General features: G+C 52.6%; 20 protein-coding genes. 10 read left to right on the top strand and 10 right to left on the bottom strand.

The window, feature by feature from the left end; all coding sequences use genetic code 11:
* Window positions 1-11 precede the first annotated feature (11 nt).
* The gene (gene mlrA / locus ACJHYD_RS02240; protein WP_001240398.1) at window positions 12-743 is read left to right on the top strand and encodes an HTH-type transcriptional regulator MlrA; all 732 of its coding nucleotides are present in this window, start codon (window positions 12-14) and stop codon (window positions 741-743) included.
* 59 nt (window positions 744-802) lie between these two features.
* Complete coding sequence (locus ACJHYD_RS02235) at window positions 803-910, top strand: protein YohO (RefSeq protein WP_001216963.1); 108 nt, start codon at window positions 803-805, stop codon at window positions 908-910.
* On the opposite strand, the gene yehW is transcribed toward ACJHYD_RS02235, so the two are convergent.
* From yehW to bglX, 5 genes are all read right to left on the bottom strand, one after another.
* Window positions 891-1,622, bottom strand: coding sequence for a glycine betaine ABC transporter permease YehW (gene yehW, locus ACJHYD_RS02230; RefSeq protein WP_000783134.1), 732 nt, complete (start codon window positions 1,620-1,622; stop codon window positions 891-893). The two genes, ACJHYD_RS02235 and yehW, sit on opposite strands and share 20 nt — an antisense overlap.
* 4 nt (window positions 1,623-1,626) lie before the next feature.
* Window positions 1,627-2,553: a glycine betaine ABC transporter ATP binding protein YehX gene (gene yehX, locus ACJHYD_RS02225; RefSeq protein WP_000569343.1), complete on the bottom strand. Its 927-nt coding sequence runs from the start codon at window positions 2,551-2,553 to the stop codon at window positions 1,627-1,629.
* Complete coding sequence (gene yehY, locus ACJHYD_RS02220; RefSeq protein ID WP_001551353.1) at window positions 2,546-3,703, bottom strand: glycine betaine ABC transporter permease YehY; 1,158 nt, start codon at window positions 3,701-3,703, stop codon at window positions 2,546-2,548. The genes yehX and yehY overlap by 8 nt, the downstream gene beginning before the upstream one ends.
* A 6-nt stretch (window positions 3,704-3,709) precedes the next feature.
* Window positions 3,710-4,627, bottom strand: a complete 918-nt coding sequence (osmF, locus tag ACJHYD_RS02215; protein ID WP_001131232.1) for a glycine betaine ABC transporter substrate-binding protein OsmF — start codon at window positions 4,625-4,627, stop codon at window positions 3,710-3,712.
* Window positions 4,628-4,775: 148 nt separating this feature from the next.
* Window positions 4,776-7,073: a beta-glucosidase BglX gene (bglX, locus tag ACJHYD_RS02210; protein ID WP_023063648.1), complete on the bottom strand. Its 2,298-nt coding sequence runs from the start codon at window positions 7,071-7,073 to the stop codon at window positions 4,776-4,778.
* Between the two features lie 195 nt (window positions 7,074-7,268).
* On the opposite strand from bglX, the gene dld reads away from it, so the two are divergent.
* Window positions 7,269-8,984, top strand: coding sequence for a D-lactate dehydrogenase (gene dld / locus ACJHYD_RS02205; RefSeq protein ID WP_000097400.1), 1,716 nt, complete (start codon window positions 7,269-7,271; stop codon window positions 8,982-8,984).
* A 38-nt stretch (window positions 8,985-9,022) separates the two neighbouring features.
* Here the strand turns inward: dld and pbpG are convergent, their stop codons facing one another.
* Both pbpG and ACJHYD_RS02195 read right to left on the bottom strand, forming a co-directional pair.
* Window positions 9,023-9,955, bottom strand: a complete 933-nt coding sequence (pbpG, locus tag ACJHYD_RS02200; protein ID WP_001319943.1) for a D-alanyl-D-alanine endopeptidase — start codon at window positions 9,953-9,955, stop codon at window positions 9,023-9,025.
* A gap of 173 nt (window positions 9,956-10,128) precedes the next feature.
* Window positions 10,129-10,716 carry a Yip1 family protein gene (locus ACJHYD_RS02195; protein ID WP_001551355.1) on the bottom strand — a complete coding sequence of 196 codons (588 nt, stop codon included), beginning with the start codon at window positions 10,714-10,716 and terminating at the stop codon, window positions 10,129-10,131.
* A 169-nt stretch (window positions 10,717-10,885) separates the two neighbouring features.
* On the opposite strand from ACJHYD_RS02195, the gene ACJHYD_RS02190 reads away from it, so the two are divergent.
* Window positions 10,886-11,464 carry a DedA family protein gene (locus ACJHYD_RS02190; RefSeq protein WP_000365433.1) on the top strand — a complete coding sequence of 193 codons (579 nt, stop codon included), beginning with the start codon at window positions 10,886-10,888 and terminating at the stop codon, window positions 11,462-11,464.
* 118 nt (window positions 11,465-11,582) lie between these two features.
* Here ACJHYD_RS02190 and ACJHYD_RS02185 read toward each other — a convergent pair whose 3' ends face one another.
* Together ACJHYD_RS02185 and mdtQ are read right to left on the bottom strand one after the other, a co-directional pair.
* Window positions 11,583-12,344: an SDR family oxidoreductase gene (locus ACJHYD_RS02185; protein ID WP_001551357.1), complete on the bottom strand. Its 762-nt coding sequence runs from the start codon at window positions 12,342-12,344 to the stop codon at window positions 11,583-11,585.
* 52 nt (window positions 12,345-12,396) lie between these two features.
* Window positions 12,397-13,833, bottom strand: coding sequence for a multidrug resistance outer membrane protein MdtQ (gene mdtQ / locus ACJHYD_RS02180; RefSeq protein WP_001551358.1), 1,437 nt, complete (start codon window positions 13,831-13,833; stop codon window positions 12,397-12,399).
* A gap of 223 nt (window positions 13,834-14,056) precedes the next feature.
* Here mdtQ and yohP point away from each other — a divergent pair, with 223 nt between their 5' ends.
* Entirely contained in the window at window positions 14,057-14,140 is an 84-nt protein-coding gene (gene yohP, locus ACJHYD_RS02175) for a small membrane protein YohP (RefSeq protein ID WP_000691708.1), read from the top strand.
* A 372-nt stretch (window positions 14,141-14,512) separates the two neighbouring features.
* Here the strand turns inward: yohP and dusC are convergent, their stop codons facing one another.
* Window positions 14,513-15,460 carry a tRNA dihydrouridine(16) synthase DusC gene (gene dusC / locus ACJHYD_RS02170; protein ID WP_001551359.1) on the bottom strand — a complete coding sequence of 316 codons (948 nt, stop codon included), beginning with the start codon at window positions 15,458-15,460 and terminating at the stop codon, window positions 14,513-14,515.
* A gap of 238 nt (window positions 15,461-15,698) precedes the next feature.
* Here dusC and ACJHYD_RS02165 point away from each other — a divergent pair, with 238 nt between their 5' ends.
* The 5 genes from ACJHYD_RS02165 (at window position 15,699) to ACJHYD_RS02145 (ending at window position 18,914) form a co-directional block, all read left to right on the top strand.
* Window positions 15,699-16,097: a CidA/LrgA family protein gene (locus ACJHYD_RS02165; RefSeq protein WP_001295452.1), complete on the top strand. Its 399-nt coding sequence runs from the start codon at window positions 15,699-15,701 to the stop codon at window positions 16,095-16,097.
* Window positions 16,094-16,789: a CidB/LrgB family autolysis modulator gene (locus tag ACJHYD_RS02160; protein WP_000968208.1), complete on the top strand. Its 696-nt coding sequence runs from the start codon at window positions 16,094-16,096 to the stop codon at window positions 16,787-16,789. The genes ACJHYD_RS02165 and ACJHYD_RS02160 overlap by 4 nt, the downstream gene beginning before the upstream one ends.
* Before the next feature lie 129 nt (window positions 16,790-16,918).
* On the top strand, window positions 16,919-17,803 hold the full coding sequence (cdd, locus tag ACJHYD_RS02155) for a cytidine deaminase (RefSeq protein WP_000553553.1): 885 nt from the start codon (window positions 16,919-16,921) through the stop codon (window positions 17,801-17,803).
* A 149-nt stretch (window positions 17,804-17,952) separates the two neighbouring features.
* The gene (sanA, locus tag ACJHYD_RS02150; RefSeq protein ID WP_000920064.1) at window positions 17,953-18,672 is read left to right on the top strand and encodes an outer membrane permeability protein SanA; all 720 of its coding nucleotides are present in this window, start codon (window positions 17,953-17,955) and stop codon (window positions 18,670-18,672) included.
* A gap of 2 nt (window positions 18,673-18,674) precedes the next feature.
* A complete protein-coding gene (locus ACJHYD_RS02145; RefSeq protein ID WP_000383045.1) occupies window positions 18,675-18,914 on the top strand; it encodes a DUF2542 family protein in 240 nt (79 codons plus the stop codon).
* Window positions 18,915-19,020: the final 106 nt, after the last annotated feature.

The raw sequence follows: 19,020 nt of genomic DNA, 5'->3' as shown, positions 1-19,020 counted from the left end.
AGGGTGAGACGATGGCGCTTTACACAATTGGTGAAGTGGCGTTGCTTTGTGATATTAACCCTGTCACGTTACGCGCGTGGCAGAGGCGTTACGGATTGCTGAAACCGCAACGGACAGACGGCGGCCATCGGCTGTTCAACGATGCCGATATTGACCGGATCCGCGAGATCAAACGCTGGATCGACAACGGCGTGCAGGTCAGCAAAGTTAAAATGCTGCTCAGTAATGAAAATGTTGATGTGCAGAACGGCTGGCGCGATCAGCAAGAAACATTACTGACTTACCTGCAAAGCGGCAATCTGCATAGCCTGCGAACGTGGATCAAAGAGCGCGGTCAGGATTACCCCGCCCAGACGCTCACCACACATCTGTTTATTCCTCTGCGCCGACGACTTCAGTGCCAACAACCGACTCTCCAGGCGCTGCTGGCGATCCTCGACGGCGTACTGATCAACTACATCGCCATTTGCCTGGCTTCGGCACGTAAAAAACAGGGTAAAGATGCGTTGGTGGTTGGCTGGAATATTCATGATACCACCCGTCTGTGGCTGGAGGGCTGGATTGCCAGTCAACAAGGATGGCGCATTGATGTCCTCGCCCACTCGCTCAATCAACTACGCCCTGAACTGTTCGAAGGCCGTACATTGCTGGTGTGGTGCGGTGAAAATCGAACCTCCGCCCAACAGCAGCAACTCACCAGTTGGCAGGAACAAGGCCATGATATTTTCCCACTCGGCATTTAATGATTCGTTAACAAATGCGCTTTACTGTACAATCCTTTCGTTAACATAAGGAGTGCATTATGCGCATAGCTAAAATTGGGGTCATCGCCCTGTTCCTGTTTATGGCGTTAGGCGGAATTGGTGGCGTCATGCTCGCAGGTTATACCTTTATTTTGCGTGCTGGCTAAGCGCCTGCACCAGCCTTTCAAACAGGCGGTCTGCAATGATCGCCGCCAGTGCCACCAGTAACGCCCCCTGGATCACATACGCGGTATTAAATCCGCTAAGCCCGATGATGATCGGCGTACCCAGCGTGCTGGCCCCTACCGTTGAGGCGATCGTCGCCGTACCAATGTTGATAATCACCGAAGTTCGCACGCCCGCCAGAATCACCGGAGCCGCCAGCGGTAGCTCGACCTTACGCAGTCGCTGACCACGGCTCATTCCCATACCTTTCGCAACTTCTGTCACGCTGGCATCAATCGCTCCCAGCCCGGCAAGTGTTGCCTGCAGGACGGGCAGCACACCATAAAGGATCAAGGCGATAATCGCGGGTTGCAGACCAAACCCAATCACCGGAACGGCAATCGCCAGCACCGCGACGGGCGGAAAAGTCTGTCCAACGGCGGCAATAGTTTCCACCAGTGGGCGAAATTCCGCGCCCCACGGGCGAGTAACAATAATTCCTGCACCAGTGCCAATGATCACCGCAAACAAACTCGAAATTCCCACCAGCCAGAAATGAGCCAGTGCCAGAGCAGCAAAACTTTCTTGCTGATAAACGGGTCGTGGCAGTTGTGGGAACAAGGCAGCAAACAGCGGCTGGCTGTAAGGCAGCCAGAAAATCAGCGCCACAAACAGAGCAATGAGCCAGAACAGCGGATCGCGCAACATCTTCATACGTTTACGCCTCCACCAGCAGATCCTGAAAATGCAGCGTGCCGCAAGGCTGGCCCTGCGTGTTCACCACCGGCAGCACCTCGCATCCCCGCGCGACAAACAGGGAGAGCGCATCGCGTAGAGTCATCTCTTCTGCCAGCGCCTCACCTTCTGCCCGTTCTTCGCGACGCACGTAATCCGCCACGCTACGTAACGAAAGCAGGCGGACACCCAGTTCACTATGCCCAAAAAACTGGCGGACAAAATCATTCGCCGGACGAGTCAGCATCGTCAGCGGATTGCCCTGCTGCACCACTTCACCGTGATCCATCAACACCAGATGTTCTGCCAGTCGTAGCGCCTCATCAATATCATGAGTGACCAGCACAATGGTACGCCCCAGCAAACGGTGTATGCGCGTCATCTCTTGTTGCAACGCGCCGCGCGTTACCGGGTCCAGCGCGCCAAAAGGTTCATCCATCAGTAAGACTTGCGGATCGGCAGCCAGTGCGCGCGCCACTCCCACACGTTGCTGCTGACCGCCAGAAAGCTGATGCGGATAACGCTCACGCAAATTTGGCTCCAGCCCCAGTAGCGCCATTAATTCGTCGATACGATCGTCAATCCGCGCCCGCGACCATTTTTGTAATTGCGGCACGGTGGCAATATTTTGCGCCACGCTCCAGTGGGGAAACAGGCCAATAGATTGAATGGCATAGCCCATCCGGCGGCGCAACTCCAGCACTGGCAGCGAGCGAATTTCTTCTCCGGCAAAGCGGATCACGCCGCTGTCATGCTCCACCAGGCGGTTAATCATTTTCAGGGTGGTGGATTTACCGGAGCCTGATGTACCAATCAGCACCGAAAAACTCCCCTCCTGAAAATTGAGATTGAGATCGTTAACGGCTTTTTGTGCGCCGAACAGTTTGCTGACATGGCTAAATTCAATCATTACGTTTCACCTTCAGCAGTGCGATAAGCAAATCGAACAGCGCATCGATCAGCACCGCCAGAACAATTACCGGGATCACCCCCAGCAACACTAAATCAATGGCACTGCTTAGCAGCCCCTGGAAAACCAGCGCACCAAAACCGCCTGCGCCGATTAACGCCGCAATCACCGCCATGCCGACGGTTTGCACCATCACCACCCGCAGGCTACGCAGAAATACCGGTAACGCCAGCGGTAACTGAACATGCAGGAATCGCTGCGCCCCGCTCATGCCCATCGCTCTGGCGCTCTCCAGCACATCGCGCGGGATCTGGTTCAAGCCGACTACCACGCCGCGCACCAGCGGCAGCAAGGCATAGAGCACCAGCGCAATCAGTGCGGGTGTCATTCCGGTTCCTGCTATGCCGAGCTTACCCAGCCACGGAAAGGCCGTAACCAGTCCGGCAAGCGGCGCAATCAACAAGCCAAAGAGCGCCACCGAAGGCACGGTCTGAATGACATTGAGTAGCGAAAAAATCGCCCCCTGCCGCGCAGTGGAAAAGTAGCACCAGACGCCCAACGGCACACCAATCACTAACGCAGGCAGCACCGCACCAAACAGCAACGTCAGATGTTGTGCCAGCGCGTCGTCAAACACATCCTGACGGTTGGCGTATTCTTTCATTAGCGAGAGATCGTTAAGCGTGCCGGAGTACAGCAACCACAGCGGAATAATGGCAATCTGCATATGCAACAACCAGCGCCACAGCGGATGCGTGGAGATTCGGCGGATGGCATCGCTACAGGCCAGCAATGCCAGCGCCGCAGCCAGCCAGAAACCACTGCCGAGGCTGGTACGCGCCAGCGCACTGCCATTTTGTGCCAGTTGTGTCGCCGCCTTTCCTGCTCCCCACACCAGCAATACGAAGACGAATTGCGCCAGAATGAGTGCAAAAATGCTGCCTTTTTTAGCGGGAATAAAACAGGCTGTCATCCAGGCGCAACCAACGCCCACCAGCATCCAGATCGTTTGCGGCCACAGCTGCCAGAGATGACGCCCCTCACCCGAAACTAAACGATTAGGCGCGTAACTGATAAATGGCAGCGCCGCTGCGATTGCCGTCAGCAACAGCAGCAGCGCCAGAACAGGATTAATACGGAAATAAGTCACGGGAAATTACTTCGTCCACCCTTTTTGTTTCAGGTAGTCGGCAGCCACTTTTTTGGCATCCAGTCCTTCCACAGCAATGCTGGCATTCAGTTGCTGCAATGTTTTTTCATCGAGGCTGGCGAAGACTGGCTGTAGCCACTGTGCCATTTGTGGATACTCTTTCAACACCGACTCACGCACCACTGGTGCAGGCGCGTAGATAGGTTGCACGCCTTGCGGATCACTTAAGGTTTGCAGCCCCAGCGCCGCGACCGGGCCGTCAGTGCCGTAAGCCATCGCCGCATTAACGCCAGAGGTTTGCTGGGCAGCGGCTTTGATCGTCACCGCCGTGTCGCCACCAGCCAGTGACAGCAACTGATCCTGACCGAGCTTAAAGCCATAGGCTTTTTCAAACGCGGGTAACGCATCGGCGCGTTCAATAAATTCTGCCGAGGCCGCCAGTTTGAAGGTGCCGCCCTCTTTCAGATAACGACTCAGGTCGGCAAGCGAAGTGAGTTTGTTTTTCTCTGCCACATCCTGACGCACGGCGATAGTCCAGGTGTTATTTGCAGGCGCGGGCGTCAGCCAGATTAACTTGTTTTGCTCTGCATCGAGTTTTTTGACTTTCTCGTAGCCTTGCCCGGCATTTTTCCATGCCGCATCGTTTTCATCTTTAAAGAAAAACGCGCCATTGCCGGTATATTCCGGATAGATATCCAGTTCACCGGAAGTAATCGCCCCGCGCACCACGGGAGTCGTTCCCAGTTGCACTTTATTTACCGTAGGAACACCGTGACTTTCCAGCACCTGCAAAATGATATTGCCGAGCAGCGCGCCTTCGGTATCGATTTTTGAACCGACCTTAACGGGGGAAGCCGCCTGTAGCGGCAGGCTCACGGCTGCCAACAAAACCAATGAACCTGCCCAGAGCTTTGAGAGTGGCATGATGCTTTCCTCATTCTTTTACTGTTGTTTTCAGCGAATTAAGAGAAAAGCATAGTTGATAATGACAGGGTTAGCCTGTCTGGGCGGATTCAGTTGCAGAATCAGATAAATACTTAAAGGGCGCAGACGTCGCGCCCTTACTAAAGCATTACAGCAACTCAAACTCGCCTTTCTTAACGCGTGCGGAATCAGTGCCGATAAAGACATTGAACTTGCCAGGCTCGGCGTCATATTTCATCTGTTGATTCCAGAACTTCAGCGCCTCGATATCAATCGGGAAGCTGACGGTCTGGGTTTCGCCCGGTTTCAGGGTGATTTTCTCAAAGCCTTTCAGCTGCTTCACCGGACGACTCATGGAAGCCGTCACATCCTGCAAGTACATCTGCACTACCGTCGCCCCTTCGCGCTTACCGGTGTTCGTCACCTGCACACTGGCGGTCACTTTGCCGTCACGCTTCATGGTCGGCGCAGAAAGTTTCACATCAGAGACGGTGAAAGTGGTATAGCTCAGACCATAGCCGAACGGATAAAGCGCCCCGTTAGCTTCATCAAAATAACGCGAAGTGTATTTGTTCGGCTTATCGGCGTTATACGGGCGACCGGTATTCAGATGGCTGTAGTACACAGGGATCTGCCCGACAGAACGCGGGAAGGACATCGGCAGCTTGCCGGACGGGTTGTAATCGCCAAACAATACATCGGCAATCGCATTCCCCCCTTCAGTCCCCGCAAACCAGGTTTCCAGAATCGCATCAGCCTGCTGATCTTCTTTCACCAGCGCCAGCGGACGCCCATTCATCAGCACCAGCACCAGCGGTTTACCGGTGGCTTTCAGCGCCGCAATCAAGTCACGTTGGCTTTGCGGAATAGTGATATCGGTACGGCTGGAAGCCTCGTGCGCCATCCCCTGTGCTTCACCGACCACAGCCACCACCACATCAGATTGTTTCGCGGTTTGCACCGCTTCATCAATCATCTCTTGCGGCGAACGCGGATCGACTTTGACCGCTTCTTCATACTGATTCAGGAAATCGATAATGCCTTTGTCACTGGTAACGTTAGCCCCTTTGGCATACAGCACTTTACCGTTTTCACCGACGGCATTTTTAATCCCGGTCAGCACGGTCACGGATTGATCGGCAACCCCTGCCGCCGACCAGCTGCCCATCACGTCACGCTTGCTGTCTGCCAGCGGGCCAACCACCGCAATGGTTGCGGATTTTTTCAGCGGTAACGTTTCGAGACGGTTTTTCAGCAACACCAGGCTTTCGCGCGCCACTTCACGCGCTTCTTTGCGGTGCAGGCGGCTTTCGGCATTGGTATCCACCGGGTCAGACTCTTTCGGACCGAGATGGCTGTACGGGTCGTTAAACAACCCCATATCATATTTAACGTTCAGTACATGACGGGTAGCGTCATCCAGCTCTTCCATCGTCACTTTGCCGGATTTGATCAACCCAGGCAGATACTTCGAGTAGTACTCGTCGCTCATACTCATGTTGATGCCGGATTTCAGCGCCACGCGCACCGCATCTTCCGGGTCTGCCGCCGTGCCATGTTTAATCAGCTCTTTGATTGCGCCGTGATCGGAAACGGTGATGCCTTTAAAGCCCCACTGGTCGCGCAGAACATCTTTCAGCAGCCAGGAGTCGGAGGTGGCTGGCGTACCGTTCAGCGAGTTCAGCGCCACCATCACCGCGCCGCTGCCTGCCTCCAGCCCCGCTTTGTACGGCGGCATATAATCATTAAACAGGCGCTGCGGACTCATATCGACGGTGTTGTACTCTTTACCGCCTTCTACCGCGCCGTAAGCGGCAAAGTGTTTGACGCTGGTCATCACCGAGTAGCGATCTGCCGGACTTTTACCCTGCATCGCTTCCACCATGGTTTTCCCCATTATTGAGGTGAGATACGTATCTTCGCCAAAACCTTCGGAAGCACGTCCCCAGCGCGGATCGCGCGAGACATCGACCATTGGTGCCCAGGTCATATTCAGGCCATCATCTGCCGCTTCATAAGCAGAGACACGCCCGACTGTTTTCACCGCATCGAGGTTAAAAGACGAGGCCAGACCGAGGCTAATCGGGAACACCGTGCGCTGACCGTGCAGCACGTCGTAAGCAAAGAAAAGAGGAATTTTCAGGCGGCTTAATTCCATCACCTGATCCTGCATGGCGCGGATATCCTGACGGGTTACGGTGTTGAAAATCGCCCCAACCTGCCCGTCTTTGATCATCTCGCGGATCGCCTCTTTCGGGTTATCCGGGCCGACGCTGATTAAGCGCAGCTGACCAATTTTCTCATCAACTGTCATTTTCTTAAGCAGTTCGGTGACGAACGCATCCCGCGCTTCAGGCGTTAATGGATGGTTACCGAATAAATCATCCGCCAGTGCTGGCTGCAGAGCCAGACTCACCGCGATTCCTACTGAACATAGCCATTTCATATGGATTTTTCTTCCTTTGTTGCCCGACGTGGCAGCGAAAATGGTGCAAAAACCGTAGTTTGCCATAAGCATGATGGAGAGAGAAAAAGAATGCTCAGTTTATTGTCTGAATTTTCAAAATATTCACTCGCTGAATTGTCATACAAGGCGCTATTCTAGTTTGTGATATTTTTTCGCCACCACAAGGAGTGGAAAATGTCTTCCATGACAACAACTGATAATAAAGCCTTTTTGAATGAACTTGCCCGACTGGTGGGTTCTTCACACCTGCTCACCGATCCCGCAAAAACGGCCCGCTATCGCAAGGGCTTCCGTTCTGGTCAGGGCGATGCACTGGCTGTCGTTTTCCCTGGCTCACTACTGGAATTGTGGCGGGTGCTGAAAGCCTGCGTCACCGCCGACAAAATTATTCTGATGCAGGCAGCCAATACAGGTCTGACCGAAGGCTCGACGCCAAACGGTAACGACTATGATCGCGATATCGTGATCATCAGCACCCTGCGTCTCGACAAGCTGCACGTTCTTGGCAAGGGCGAACAGGTGCTGGCCTATCCGGGCACCACGCTCTATTCGCTGGAAAAAGCCCTCAAACCGCTGGGACGCGAACCGCACTCGGTGATTGGATCATCGTGTATAGGCGCATCGGTCATCGGCGGTATCTGTAATAACTCTGGTGGTTCGCTGGTGCAACGTGGCCCGGCGTATACCGAAATGTCGTTATTCGCGCGTATAAATGAAGATGGCAAGCTGACGCTGGTTAACCATCTGGGGATTGATCTGGGCGAAACGCCGGAGCAGATCCTTAGCAAGCTGGATGACGATCGCATCAAAGATGACGATGTGCGTCACGATGGTCGTCACGCCCACGATTATGACTATGTCCACCGCGTTCGTGATATTGAAGCCGACACGCCTGCACGTTATAACGCCGATCCGGATCGGTTATTTGAATCTTCTGGTTGCGCCGGGAAGCTGGCCGTCTTTGCGGTACGTCTTGATACCTTCGAAGCGGAAAAAAATCAGCAGGTGTTTTATATCGGCACCAACCAGCCGGAAGTACTGACCGAAATCCGCCGTCATATTCTGGCTAATTTCGAAAATCTGCCGGTTGCCGGGGAATATATGCACCGGGATATCTACGATATTGCGGAAAAATACGGCAAAGACACCTTCCTGATGATTGATAAGTTAGGCACCGACAAGATGCCGTTCTTCTTTAATCTCAAGGGGCGCACCGATGCGATGCTGGAGAAAGTGAAATTCTTCCGTCCGCATTTTACCGACCGTGCGATGCAAAAATTCGGTCACCTGTTCCCCAGCCATTTACCGCCGCGCATGAAAAACTGGCGCGATAAATACGAGCATCATCTGCTGTTAAAAATGGCGGGCGATGGCGTCGGTGAAGCCAAATCGTGGCTGGTGGATTATTTCAAACAGGCCGAAGGCGATTTCTTTGTCTGTACGCCGGAGGAAGGTAGCAAAGCGTTTTTACACCGTTTCGCCGCTGCGGGCGCAGCAATTCGTTATCAGGCGGTGCATTCCGATGAAGTCGAAGACATTCTGGCGCTGGATATCGCTCTGCGGCGTAACGACACCGAGTGGTATGAGCATTTACCGCCGGAGATCGACAGCCAGCTGGTGCACAAGCTCTATTACGGCCATTTTATGTGCTATGTCTTCCATCAGGATTACATCGTTAAAAAAGGCGTGGATGTGCATGCGTTGAAAGAACAGATGCTGGAGCTGCTACAGCAGCGCGGCGCGCAATACCCTGCCGAACATAACGTCGGTCATTTGTATAAAGCACCGGAGACGTTGCAGAAGTTTTATCGCGAGAACGATCCGACCAACAGTATGAATCCGGGGATCGGTAAAACCAGTAAGCGGAAAAACTGGCAGGAAGTGGAGTAAAAATTACGGATGGCAGAGTATCGCCATCCGTAATTCACTTAATCGTTCTGTGCCGTCTGCCCCGCCGCCGCCATTTGGGCGGCTTTTTGTTTTTTATAGCTCAACGCTGCTGCCGGAACAGGCATCACTTTACCGGTTTCAATCCAGGTACGCAGGCGGCTGGCATCGGCAAAATGGGTATATTTGCCAAACGCATCCATCACTACCAGCGCCACCGGTTTATTATTGATAACCGTACGCATCACCAGACAATGGCCCGCCGCATTGGTAAAGCCGGTTTTGGTTAGCTGGATATTCCAGTTATCGCGATACACCAGATGGTTAGTATTGCGGAACGGCAGCGTATACGTCGGGTTAGAGAAGGTTGCCATATCTTCCCGGGTAGTACTTAACTGCCCGATCAACGGATATTGTTTGCTGGCAATGAGCAGTTTGGTTAAGTCACGGGCAGTTGAAACGTTATGCACCGATAGTCCGGTCGGTTCAACAAAGCGCGTGTTGTTCATTCCGAGCGATTTCGCTTTCGCATTCATCGCCTTAATAAAGGCTTTGTAACCACCGGGATAATGGTGCGCAAGGCTTGCCGCCGCGCGGTTTTCTGAAGACATCAGCGCCAGCAACAGCATATCTTTACGGCTGATTTCGCTGTTCAGTCGTACGCGCGAATAGACCCCTTTCATCTCCGGCGTCTGGCTGATATCCACTTTTAGTTTTTCATCCAGCGGCAGTCGTGCATCCAGCACGACCATCGCGGTCATTAATTTGCTGATAGACGCAATCGGACGCACCAGATCCGGGTGGTTCGAATAGATCACTTTGTTGGTATTCAGATCAACAATCATCGCGCTACCGGAGGCAATTTCCGGTTGTGAAGCGGTGGTAGCGGCTGCCGTTTTCGCAACGGCCTGCGGTGCAAAAGGCACAGCCAGCATCAGGGCCAGGCTAAATAAAGAAACTCGAAATTTCGGCATGATGAGCATTCATATAGTGGTTCACGCGCACGGGTTGCGCACCGCCGGAGTAAGGATTTACTGAGGCTAGCGACGCCATCATAACGAGCAAAAAGTGCGATCGTCAAAGGAGAATCGTGAGGAAATGCTGCATTGCTGACATTTACGCCAGCAATGCAACACAAAAGAACTTTCTAGAACAAACGATAACCGTAGCCCCATAGTATAACGGTAAGGGCGAGCAGCACTTCCAGTACCAGCACGCCAATCGCCAGCGTCGAACTGGAGAAGCTAAGTCCATCCTCTTTGTTGATATTCAGGAAGCTCGGAATACCGAGGTAAAGCAGGTAGCCGGTGTAAAACAGCGCCACCGTGCCGACCAGCGCACACAACCAGACCAGCGGATAAAGCGCCACCAGACCGCTTAAAAACAGCGGAGTTGCAACGTAGCCCGCAAAGACCATGCAGTGCGCAAGTGACGGACGCTGCGGATAATTGCGCGCCATCCACCAGATGACCCGCCCCATCACCGCGACCCCAGCCAGCATAACGCCATAAAACAAGACAGCCAGCGCCAGTCCGGTAAACCAGGATAACTTCAGGATAGTGCCATCGCCAAAATTCCAGCCAATTTGTGTGGTGCCAATGAAGGCGCAAATCACCGGAATCGCCGCCATCAGCAAAACGTGGTGGGTGTAGTGATGAGAAATCGTTTCGTTTTCGCGATTAATCACCTGCATTTCACGATCGGGATGGGAAAACAGTCCCCAGACATGGCTCATACCGCCCCCTTGTTGTGAGTTCATGAACCTGACAGTTCAAGTATAAGTCAGCTTGTGATTATTTTTTGTTCGCTCATGTAATTTGCACCGTCTGATGTACGTCCTTTTTCAGCGTGAACTATTCACAGGGTGTATGCTTACAGGCAAGCAAAGGGAGACAGACTGGCCTATGGATCTCAATACACTCATCTCACAATATGGTTATGCCGCGCTGGTGATCGGTAGCCTGGCGGAAGGTGAAACCGTGACTTTGCTGGGAGGCGTTGCGGCACATCAGGGGCTATTAAAGTTCCCGCTGGTGGTACTTTCTGTGGCGCTTGGCGGCATGATTGGCGACCAGGTGCTTTATCTGTGCGGGCGGCGCTTTGGCGGCAAGCTATTACGCCGTTTCTCGAAACATCAGGATAAAATTGAGCGGGCGCAGAAACTTATCCAACGCCATCCGTATCTGTTTGTCATTGGTACGCGTTTTATGTATGGCTTTAGGGTGATTGGCCCGACGCTGATTGGTGCCAGCCAGCTGCCGCCGAAAATCTTTCTGCCACTGAATATCCTTGGCGCATTTGCCTGGGCGTTGATTTTTACCACTATCGGTTACGCTGGTGGTCAGGTGATTGCGCCGTGGTTGCACAATCTCGACCAGCATTTGAAGCACTGGGTCTGGTTGATTCTGGTCGTGGTTCTGGTGGTAGGCGTGCGCTGGTGGCTGAAACGACGCGGGAAGAAAAAGCCGGATAATCAGGCGTAAAGCAGTTGCCACAGATAAGCATTCACGCCACATCCGGCACCGGGTGTTCCATGCCTGATGCGACACTGGCGTGTCTTATCTGGCCTAACCCAATGAAATATCCACGCACCTCACTGCGCTATTCTGGGTTGAACTGCGGATTCGCCAGCATAAAGCCGCCATCCACTATCAACGACTGCCCAGTGGTGTAATTTGCGCCCTCCGAACAAAGCCACACCACCAGGCTGGCAATCTCATGCGTTGCGCCAAAACGCCGCAAGGGAATCGAAGGCTCCGCGCCGGGCTTCACGTCGCCATCATCCATGCCGTTCATTGGCGTGGCGATCGCCCCAGGTGCAACCGCATTCACCAAAATCTTATGCCTGACCAGCTCCAGCGCCATCGCTTTGGTTAACCCGCCGAGCGCATGTTTAGCGGCTGTGTAGGCGCTGGCATCCGGCAACGGCGTATGTTCATGCACCGACGTAATGTTGATGATGCGACCACCCTGCCCTTGTTTCACCATCTGGCGGGCAGCAATTTGCGAGCATAAAAATGCACCATCGACATCAACGGTAAAAATCTTGCGCCACTCATCGAAAGCCATATCAAGAAACGGCGCTTTGGTCATTGCGCCCGCATTATTCACCAGCACATCAATACGCCCCAGCCGTTGAATGAGTTTCTCCAGCGCCTGCACACCTTCTGGCAGATTGCCGAGATCCAGTTGCACGATCTCCGCACGTACGCCGTGGCTAACCACCTCACGCGCGGTATCTTTTGCCCCTTCTTCATCAGAGTGCCAGGTAATACCAATATCAACCCCCTGCTGCGCCAGTAATAACGCGCACTCTTTGCCGATCCCCGAATCGGAGGCGGTAATAATCGCGACCTGTGCCATCGAGTTCTCCACTTAACGCTGAATAAACGTTAAGTATAGAAGGCGCATATCATCAACGTTTGTAACCCCCGCCCAACGCACCAGTGAGTTGAATGGAAGCATCCAGCCACTGCCCTTGCAATAACAGGCCATTGGCCCGCTCACGCAGCGCCGGGATTCTGGCTTCGCTGACCCGGGAACCCGCAATGATGCCCGCGTTAAAGCGCGCCTGCGCAAGACCTACTACACGCAAGGCATCGCGCTCAATTTGCGCCTGATGCTGGTTTTTCTCCGCCAGTGTCTGAACCTGACTAGCTGCCCGCGCCACGTCATTCACCGCTTCAACCACCGCTTTGTTGTAGCTGGCGATAGACAAGTTGCTTTCGGCTTTTGCGATATCGAGGTTGGCGTTAAGACGGCCACTATCGAAAATGGGTAGCGTCAGGCCTGCCGTAACGCCCATTTGCTGCGCGGAATGACGGAACAGATCGCTTAAGTGCAACGCATCCTGTTGCAGGAAGGCCATCAGGTTGATGTCAGGATAAAATGCCGCTTTTGCCGCATCAATAGTGCTTAACGATGACTCAACGTACCAGTGCGCCGCCTGCAAATCTGCCCGCCGGGCCAGTAAGGAGTACCCCAGTTCATCAGGAAGCTGGCTTGCCACTTTCGGCAACGCGACCGGATTAAGCTTCAATGCCTTTGTCTGGTGATTTGTAAGTGCGCTTAACCGTGCCTCAATAATTTTCATTTTCCCCGCGACATCGTTGAGCTGCTGCCGGGTTTTGCTGGCATTAATATCGGTTTCCACACCTTCAACTGAAGAAGTAATCCCGTTCTGATATAGCTGGCGATCGGTGGCGATAATGGTGTTCTGCTCTTTTTCGATTTGCTGTAAGACAGTGTTTAACGCCGCCTGGGTTTGCCACTCCCAGTACAGACGGGCTACGCTGCCAGCCAGCAATTGGCGGGTTTGCTCGCGTTCCGCCGCCCGTGCTTTAACCGTACCCAGGCGAGCAGTAACCTCCGCCCGATTCTTTCCCCAGATATCGAGATGCCAGCCCGCCGTTAAGCCAAAAGTACCGTTGGTGTACCACGGACCGGTCGTACCTGCGGCCGGATCGTTCAAAGCAAACGGCCCCATTAACCCTTCTGCCGACATTTTTTGCCGCTCCATATCCGCAGAAAAGTCGAGCTGCGGACCATCCTGAGTGGCAACTGCCTTCGCCTGGGCTTCAGCCAGTTGAATGCGTTGTTCAGCCACCTGCATATCCGGTGCGTTCTGTAGTGCGTTATTAATTAATGAAGTGAGTTGATTATCGTGATACTCCAGCCACCATTGGCTGTCTGGCCAACCATTTTTCAGCGCCGTGGGTAATGCGGTGTCAACTTGCACAGCGGGCGTTTGCTGGCTTAACGCCTGGCGGGTTTCATGCATAGGCGCACACCCGGCCAGCATCAGTAACAGCGGAAAACAGGCGATGGCTGGATAAAAAGAATCACGATTCATGGGGGAATAATCAGGTAAGAAAAGGTGCGCGGAGATTACCGTGTGTTGCGATATATTTTTTAGTTTCGCGTGGCAATACATCAGTGGCAATAAAACAACATATTCAGAAAAATATACACTAAGTGAATGATATCTTCCGATTTATCTTAATCGTTTATGGATAGCGGCAAAGGGCTTCGTTTTTTCCTATACTTATTCAGCACTCACAAATAAAGGAACGCCAATGAAAATTATACTCTGGGCTGTATTGATTATTTTCCTGATTGGGCTACTGGTGGTGACTGGCGTATTTAAGATGATATTTTAAAATTAATTAATGTCATCAGATCCGAAAATAACGAGAATATTTCAGTCTCTCATCCTGTTGCGCTCCTGTCATGTGCATTGCTTCATATAATCACTGGCGCAAGGAGCGCGCAGGGGGCGACCAATCGCCGCCGCCCCCTGCACCCCCAGGCTCTGGCGAACAAAATCGCCGCTGCGCGGTGCCCTCGGCTTATCCCTTACGGCTACCGGGTCGGGCGCGAGGTAACATCCCTGTAAAACGCGCCCTCAGCCCACATCCATGTGGGCTGCCCCGGCCTTCGGGGAACGCCTCGGCGATTTTGACGCCACCAAACAACCGTGCGGCCTATTGATAAAGAGCTAACACATTGTCAAAAAACATCACTATGGTTTTTTAGAGTTTCTCGATATCAATTGCCTGAATAGCCCTTGCAATATCAGGGGAATTATTCAACACCCGAACATGCTGAAATAATTCCGTTGCTTCATCGTATTCTTTACGCAAATAACTCAACCACTGTTTAATCCGCGCAACGTGATATAACCCGGTATCGCCCTGCTTTTCCAGACGGGTATATTTTTGCAGCAAAGCAACTACCTCCGGCCACGGCATTCGCGGTTCGTTATATTTTACCACCCGGCTCAGGTTGGGAATATTGAGCGCCCCGCGACCAATCATCACTGCGTCGCATCCGCTGATCGTCATGCATTGTTGCGCACTCTGCCAGTCCCAGATTTCACCGTTGGCAATCACCGGAATATTCAGCCGCTGGCGAATCTCGCCAATCGCCTGCCAGTCAATATGCTCCGCGCGGTAACCCTGCTCTTTCGTCCGCCCATGCACCACCAGCTCTGTAGCACCAGCCTGTTGAACCGCATCGGCGATTTCAAATTTCTTCTCACCGCTGTCCCATCCCAGACGCACTTTCACGCTGACGGGCAAATGCGCCGGTACAGCTTCACGCATCGCTTTTGCACCCTGGTAGATGAGTTCGGGATCTTTGAGTAACGTCGCCCCACCGCCGCTACCGTTAACCGTTTTCGACGGGCAGCCGCAATTGAGATCCACGCCCCAGGAACCTAACTCCACCGCACGGGCGGCGTTCTCTGCCAGCCATTGTGGGAACTGACCTAACAACTGCACGCGCACCAGCGTACCGGAAGGTGTCCGGCTGGCATTTTGTAGCTCAGGGCAAATGCGATGAAAGACTTTTATTGGCAGCAGTTGATCCACCACGCGGACAAACTCGGTGATGCACAGATCGTAGTCGTTAACTTCGGTCAGCAATTCACGCACCAGAGAGTCGAGTACACCCTCCATCGGTGCCAGTAACACACGCATATCATCACCCGCAAAAAAATGAGGCGCTATGTTAGCGCCTATGGTCAGCGGATTAAAGGTCTGCAAAGAGGGATTGCTGCAAACTGCAATCCCTCTCTATGCTTGATGTATGCCTGAGTTCGCTGCTCATTGCTTAATGCCCGGGAGCGAAAAAATAAGCGCTGATTTCTTAATGTGATCGGTAGCACGTTTTACGAATTAATTGTATGATGAATCCATCTCATCTGGGGTGTTGATTATGAGTAAGACACTGAACATTATCTGGCAATATTTACGTGCTTTTGTCCTGATTTATGCCTGCCTGTATGCAGGCATTTTCATTGCTTCACTGCTACCGGTAACCATTCCGGGCAGCATCATCGGGATGCTGATCCTGTTTGTCCTGCTGGCCTTGCAAATTCTTCCGGCAAAATGGGTCAATCCGGGGTGCTACGTACTGATTCGCTATATGGCGCTATTGTTTGTGCCGATTGGCGTAGGCGTCATGCAATATTTTGATTTGCTCCGCGCACAGTTTGGCCCGGTAGTGGTTTCCTGTGCAGTCAGTACGCTGGTGGTTTTTCTGGTGGTGAGCTGGAGTTCGCAACTGGTGCACGGTGAACGTAAAGTCGTAGGTCAGAAAGGATCAGAAGAATGATGGCGAATATCTGGTGGTCATTACCGCTGACGTTGATTGTCTTTTTTGCCGCCCGCAAACTGGCGGCACGGTATAAGTTTCCCTTGCTTAACCCGTTGCTGGTAGCAATGGTGGTGATCATTCCTTTTTTAATGCTGACCGGCATCTCTTACGACAGCTACTTTAAAGGTAGCGAAGTGCTAAACGATCTGCTGCAACCGGCGGTCGTCGCGCTGGCCTATCCTTTATATGAGCAGCTACACCAGATCCGCGCGCGCTGGAAATCGATCATCACCATCTGTTTTATCGGCAGCGTGGTTGCGATGGTGACGGGGACTTCTGTGGCATTGTTGATGGGCGCTTCACCGGAAATCGCCGCGTCAATCCTGCCGAAATCAGTCACCACGCCTATTGCAATGGCGGTTGGCGGCAGTATTGGCGGTATTCCGGCAATCAGCGCAGTTTGCGTCATTTTCGTCGGCATCCTCGGCGCTGTGTTTGGCCATACATTGCTTAATGCGATGCGTATTCGTACCAAAGCTGCGCGCGGTCTGGCGATGGGGACAGCCTCGCACGCCCTCGGTACGGCGCGCTGCGCCGAGCTGGATTATCAGGAAGGTGCGTTTAGTTCGCTGGCACTGGTGTTATGCGGGATAATTACTTCGCTGATCGCACCGTTCCTTTTCCCGATTATTCTGGCAGTAATGGGCTAAAATTTGCGATGCGTCGCGCATTTTTGATGTAAGTTTCACGCGTTGCATAATTAATGAGATTCAGATCACATATAAAGCCATAACGGGTTCGTAAACTGTTATCCCATTACATGATTATGAGGCAACGCCATGCATCCACGTTTTCAAACCGCTTTTGCCCAACTTGCGGATAACTTGCAATCTGCACTGGAACCTATTCTGGCAGACAAGTACTTCCCCGCTTTGTTGACCGGGGAGCAAGTCTCATCGCTGAAGAGCGCAACGGGGCTGGACGAAGACGCGCTGGCATTCGCACTACTTCCGCTGGCGGCGGCCTGTGCGCGTACGCCATTGTCGAATTTTAATGTTGGCGCAATTGCGCGCGGTGTGAGCGGAACCTGGTATTTTGGTGCCAATATGGAATTTATTGGTGCGACAATGCAGCAAACCGTTCATGCCGAACAAAGCGCGATCAGCCACGCCTGGTTGAGTGGTGAAAAAGCGCTTGCAGCGATCACCGTTAACTACACGCCTTGTGGTCACTGCCGTCAGTTTATGAATGAACTGAACAGCGGTCTGGATCTGCGTATTCATCTTCCGGGACGCGAGGCACACGCGCTGCGTGACTATCTACCGGATGCCTTTGGGCCGAAAGATCTGGAGATTAAAACGCTGCTGATGGACGAGCAGGATCACGGCTATGCGCTGACGGGTGATGCGCTTTCTCAGGCGGCGATTGCGGCGGCAAACCGTTCGCACATGCCTTACAGTAAGTCGCCAAGCGGTGTCGCGCTGGAATGTAAAGACGGTCGTATTTTCAGCGGCAGCTACGCTGAAAACGCCGCATTCAACCCGACTCTGCCACCGTTGCAGGGGGCGTTAATTCTGTTGAATCTCAAGGGTTATGATTACCCGGATATCCAGCGCGCGGTTCTGGCAGAAAAAGCCGATGCGCCGTTGATTCAGTGGGATGCCACCTCCGCAACGCTGAAAGCTCTCGGCTGTCACAATATCGACCGCGTGCTTCTCGCTTAAGCCTGGTGCCGGATGCGGCGTGAACGCCTTGTCCGGCTTGCCAGCCCTCTCCTGGTGTCGAAAATCCCGGCAAACAGTTTGCCGTTTCTTGCGCAAAACCAGCGGGTAAAGTAGCCTGATGGAAATTTTCCTTAGATCGAGTCTCCTGCATGTTAAAGCGCGTGTTCCTCAGCCTGTTAGTCCTGATCGGCTTGCTGCTGTTGACTGTGCTCGGCCTCGATCGCTGGATGAGCTGGAAAACCGCGCCTTATATCTACGACGAATTGCAGGATCTCCCCTACCGCCAGGTCGGTGTGGTGCTCGGCACAGCAAAATATTATCGTACTGGCGTAATTAATCAGTATTATCGCTACCGCATTCAAGGAGCGATTAATGCCTATAACAGCGGTAAGGTAAATTATCTATTACTGAGCGGCGATAACGCATTGCAAAGTTATAATGAGCCGATGACCATGCGCAAAGATTTAATCGCTGCTGGTGTCGACCCATCAGATATTGTTCTCGATTACGCAGGCTTTCGTACGCTGGATTCCATCGTGCGTACACGCAAAGTTTTCGATACTAATGATTTCATTATTATCACCCAACGTTTCCACTGTGAGCGGGCATTATTTATTGCGCTGCATATGGGGATTCAGGCTCAGTGTTATGCCGTACCGTCACCGAAGGATATGCTGTCAGTACGTATTCGCGAATTTGCCGCCCGTTTCGGTGCGCTGGCTGACCTTTATATTTTTAAACGTGAACCGCGTTTTTTAGGGCCGCTGGTCCCTATTCCGGCTATGCACCAGGTGCCGGAAGATGCGCAGGGGTATCCCGCCGTCACGCCCGAACAGTTACTTGAATTGCAAAAGAAACAAGGAAAGTAGTTATGGATGTACAGCATTTTTTTGTCGTTGCCGTTTTTTTCCTCATTCCGATATTTTGTTTCCGCGAAGCATGGAAAGGCTGGCGCGCAGGCGCGATTGATAAACGGGTTAAAAATGCACCGGAACCGGTGTATGTCTGGCGAGCAAAAAATCCCGGACTCTTCTTCGCTTATATGGTGGCATATATCGGCTTCGGAATTTTATCTATCGGCATGATTGTTTATCTTATTTTCTATCGTTAATATTTTCTCTTTTCTGTTAATTATTGAGAATAATTATTACTTCACTCAATAAGCTGCGGATATAACATTCTGAACCACAGCTATTTGTGAATCCTTTCACAGTTTA

The organism is Escherichia sp. WS1368 (genome assembly GCF_046487485.1).
GTDB classification, from domain to species: Bacteria; Pseudomonadota; Gammaproteobacteria; order Enterobacterales; family Enterobacteriaceae; genus Escherichia; species Escherichia coli.
The sequence above is the reverse complement of the archived record's forward strand: the minus strand, read 5'-3'. Positions and strand labels throughout refer to the sequence as shown.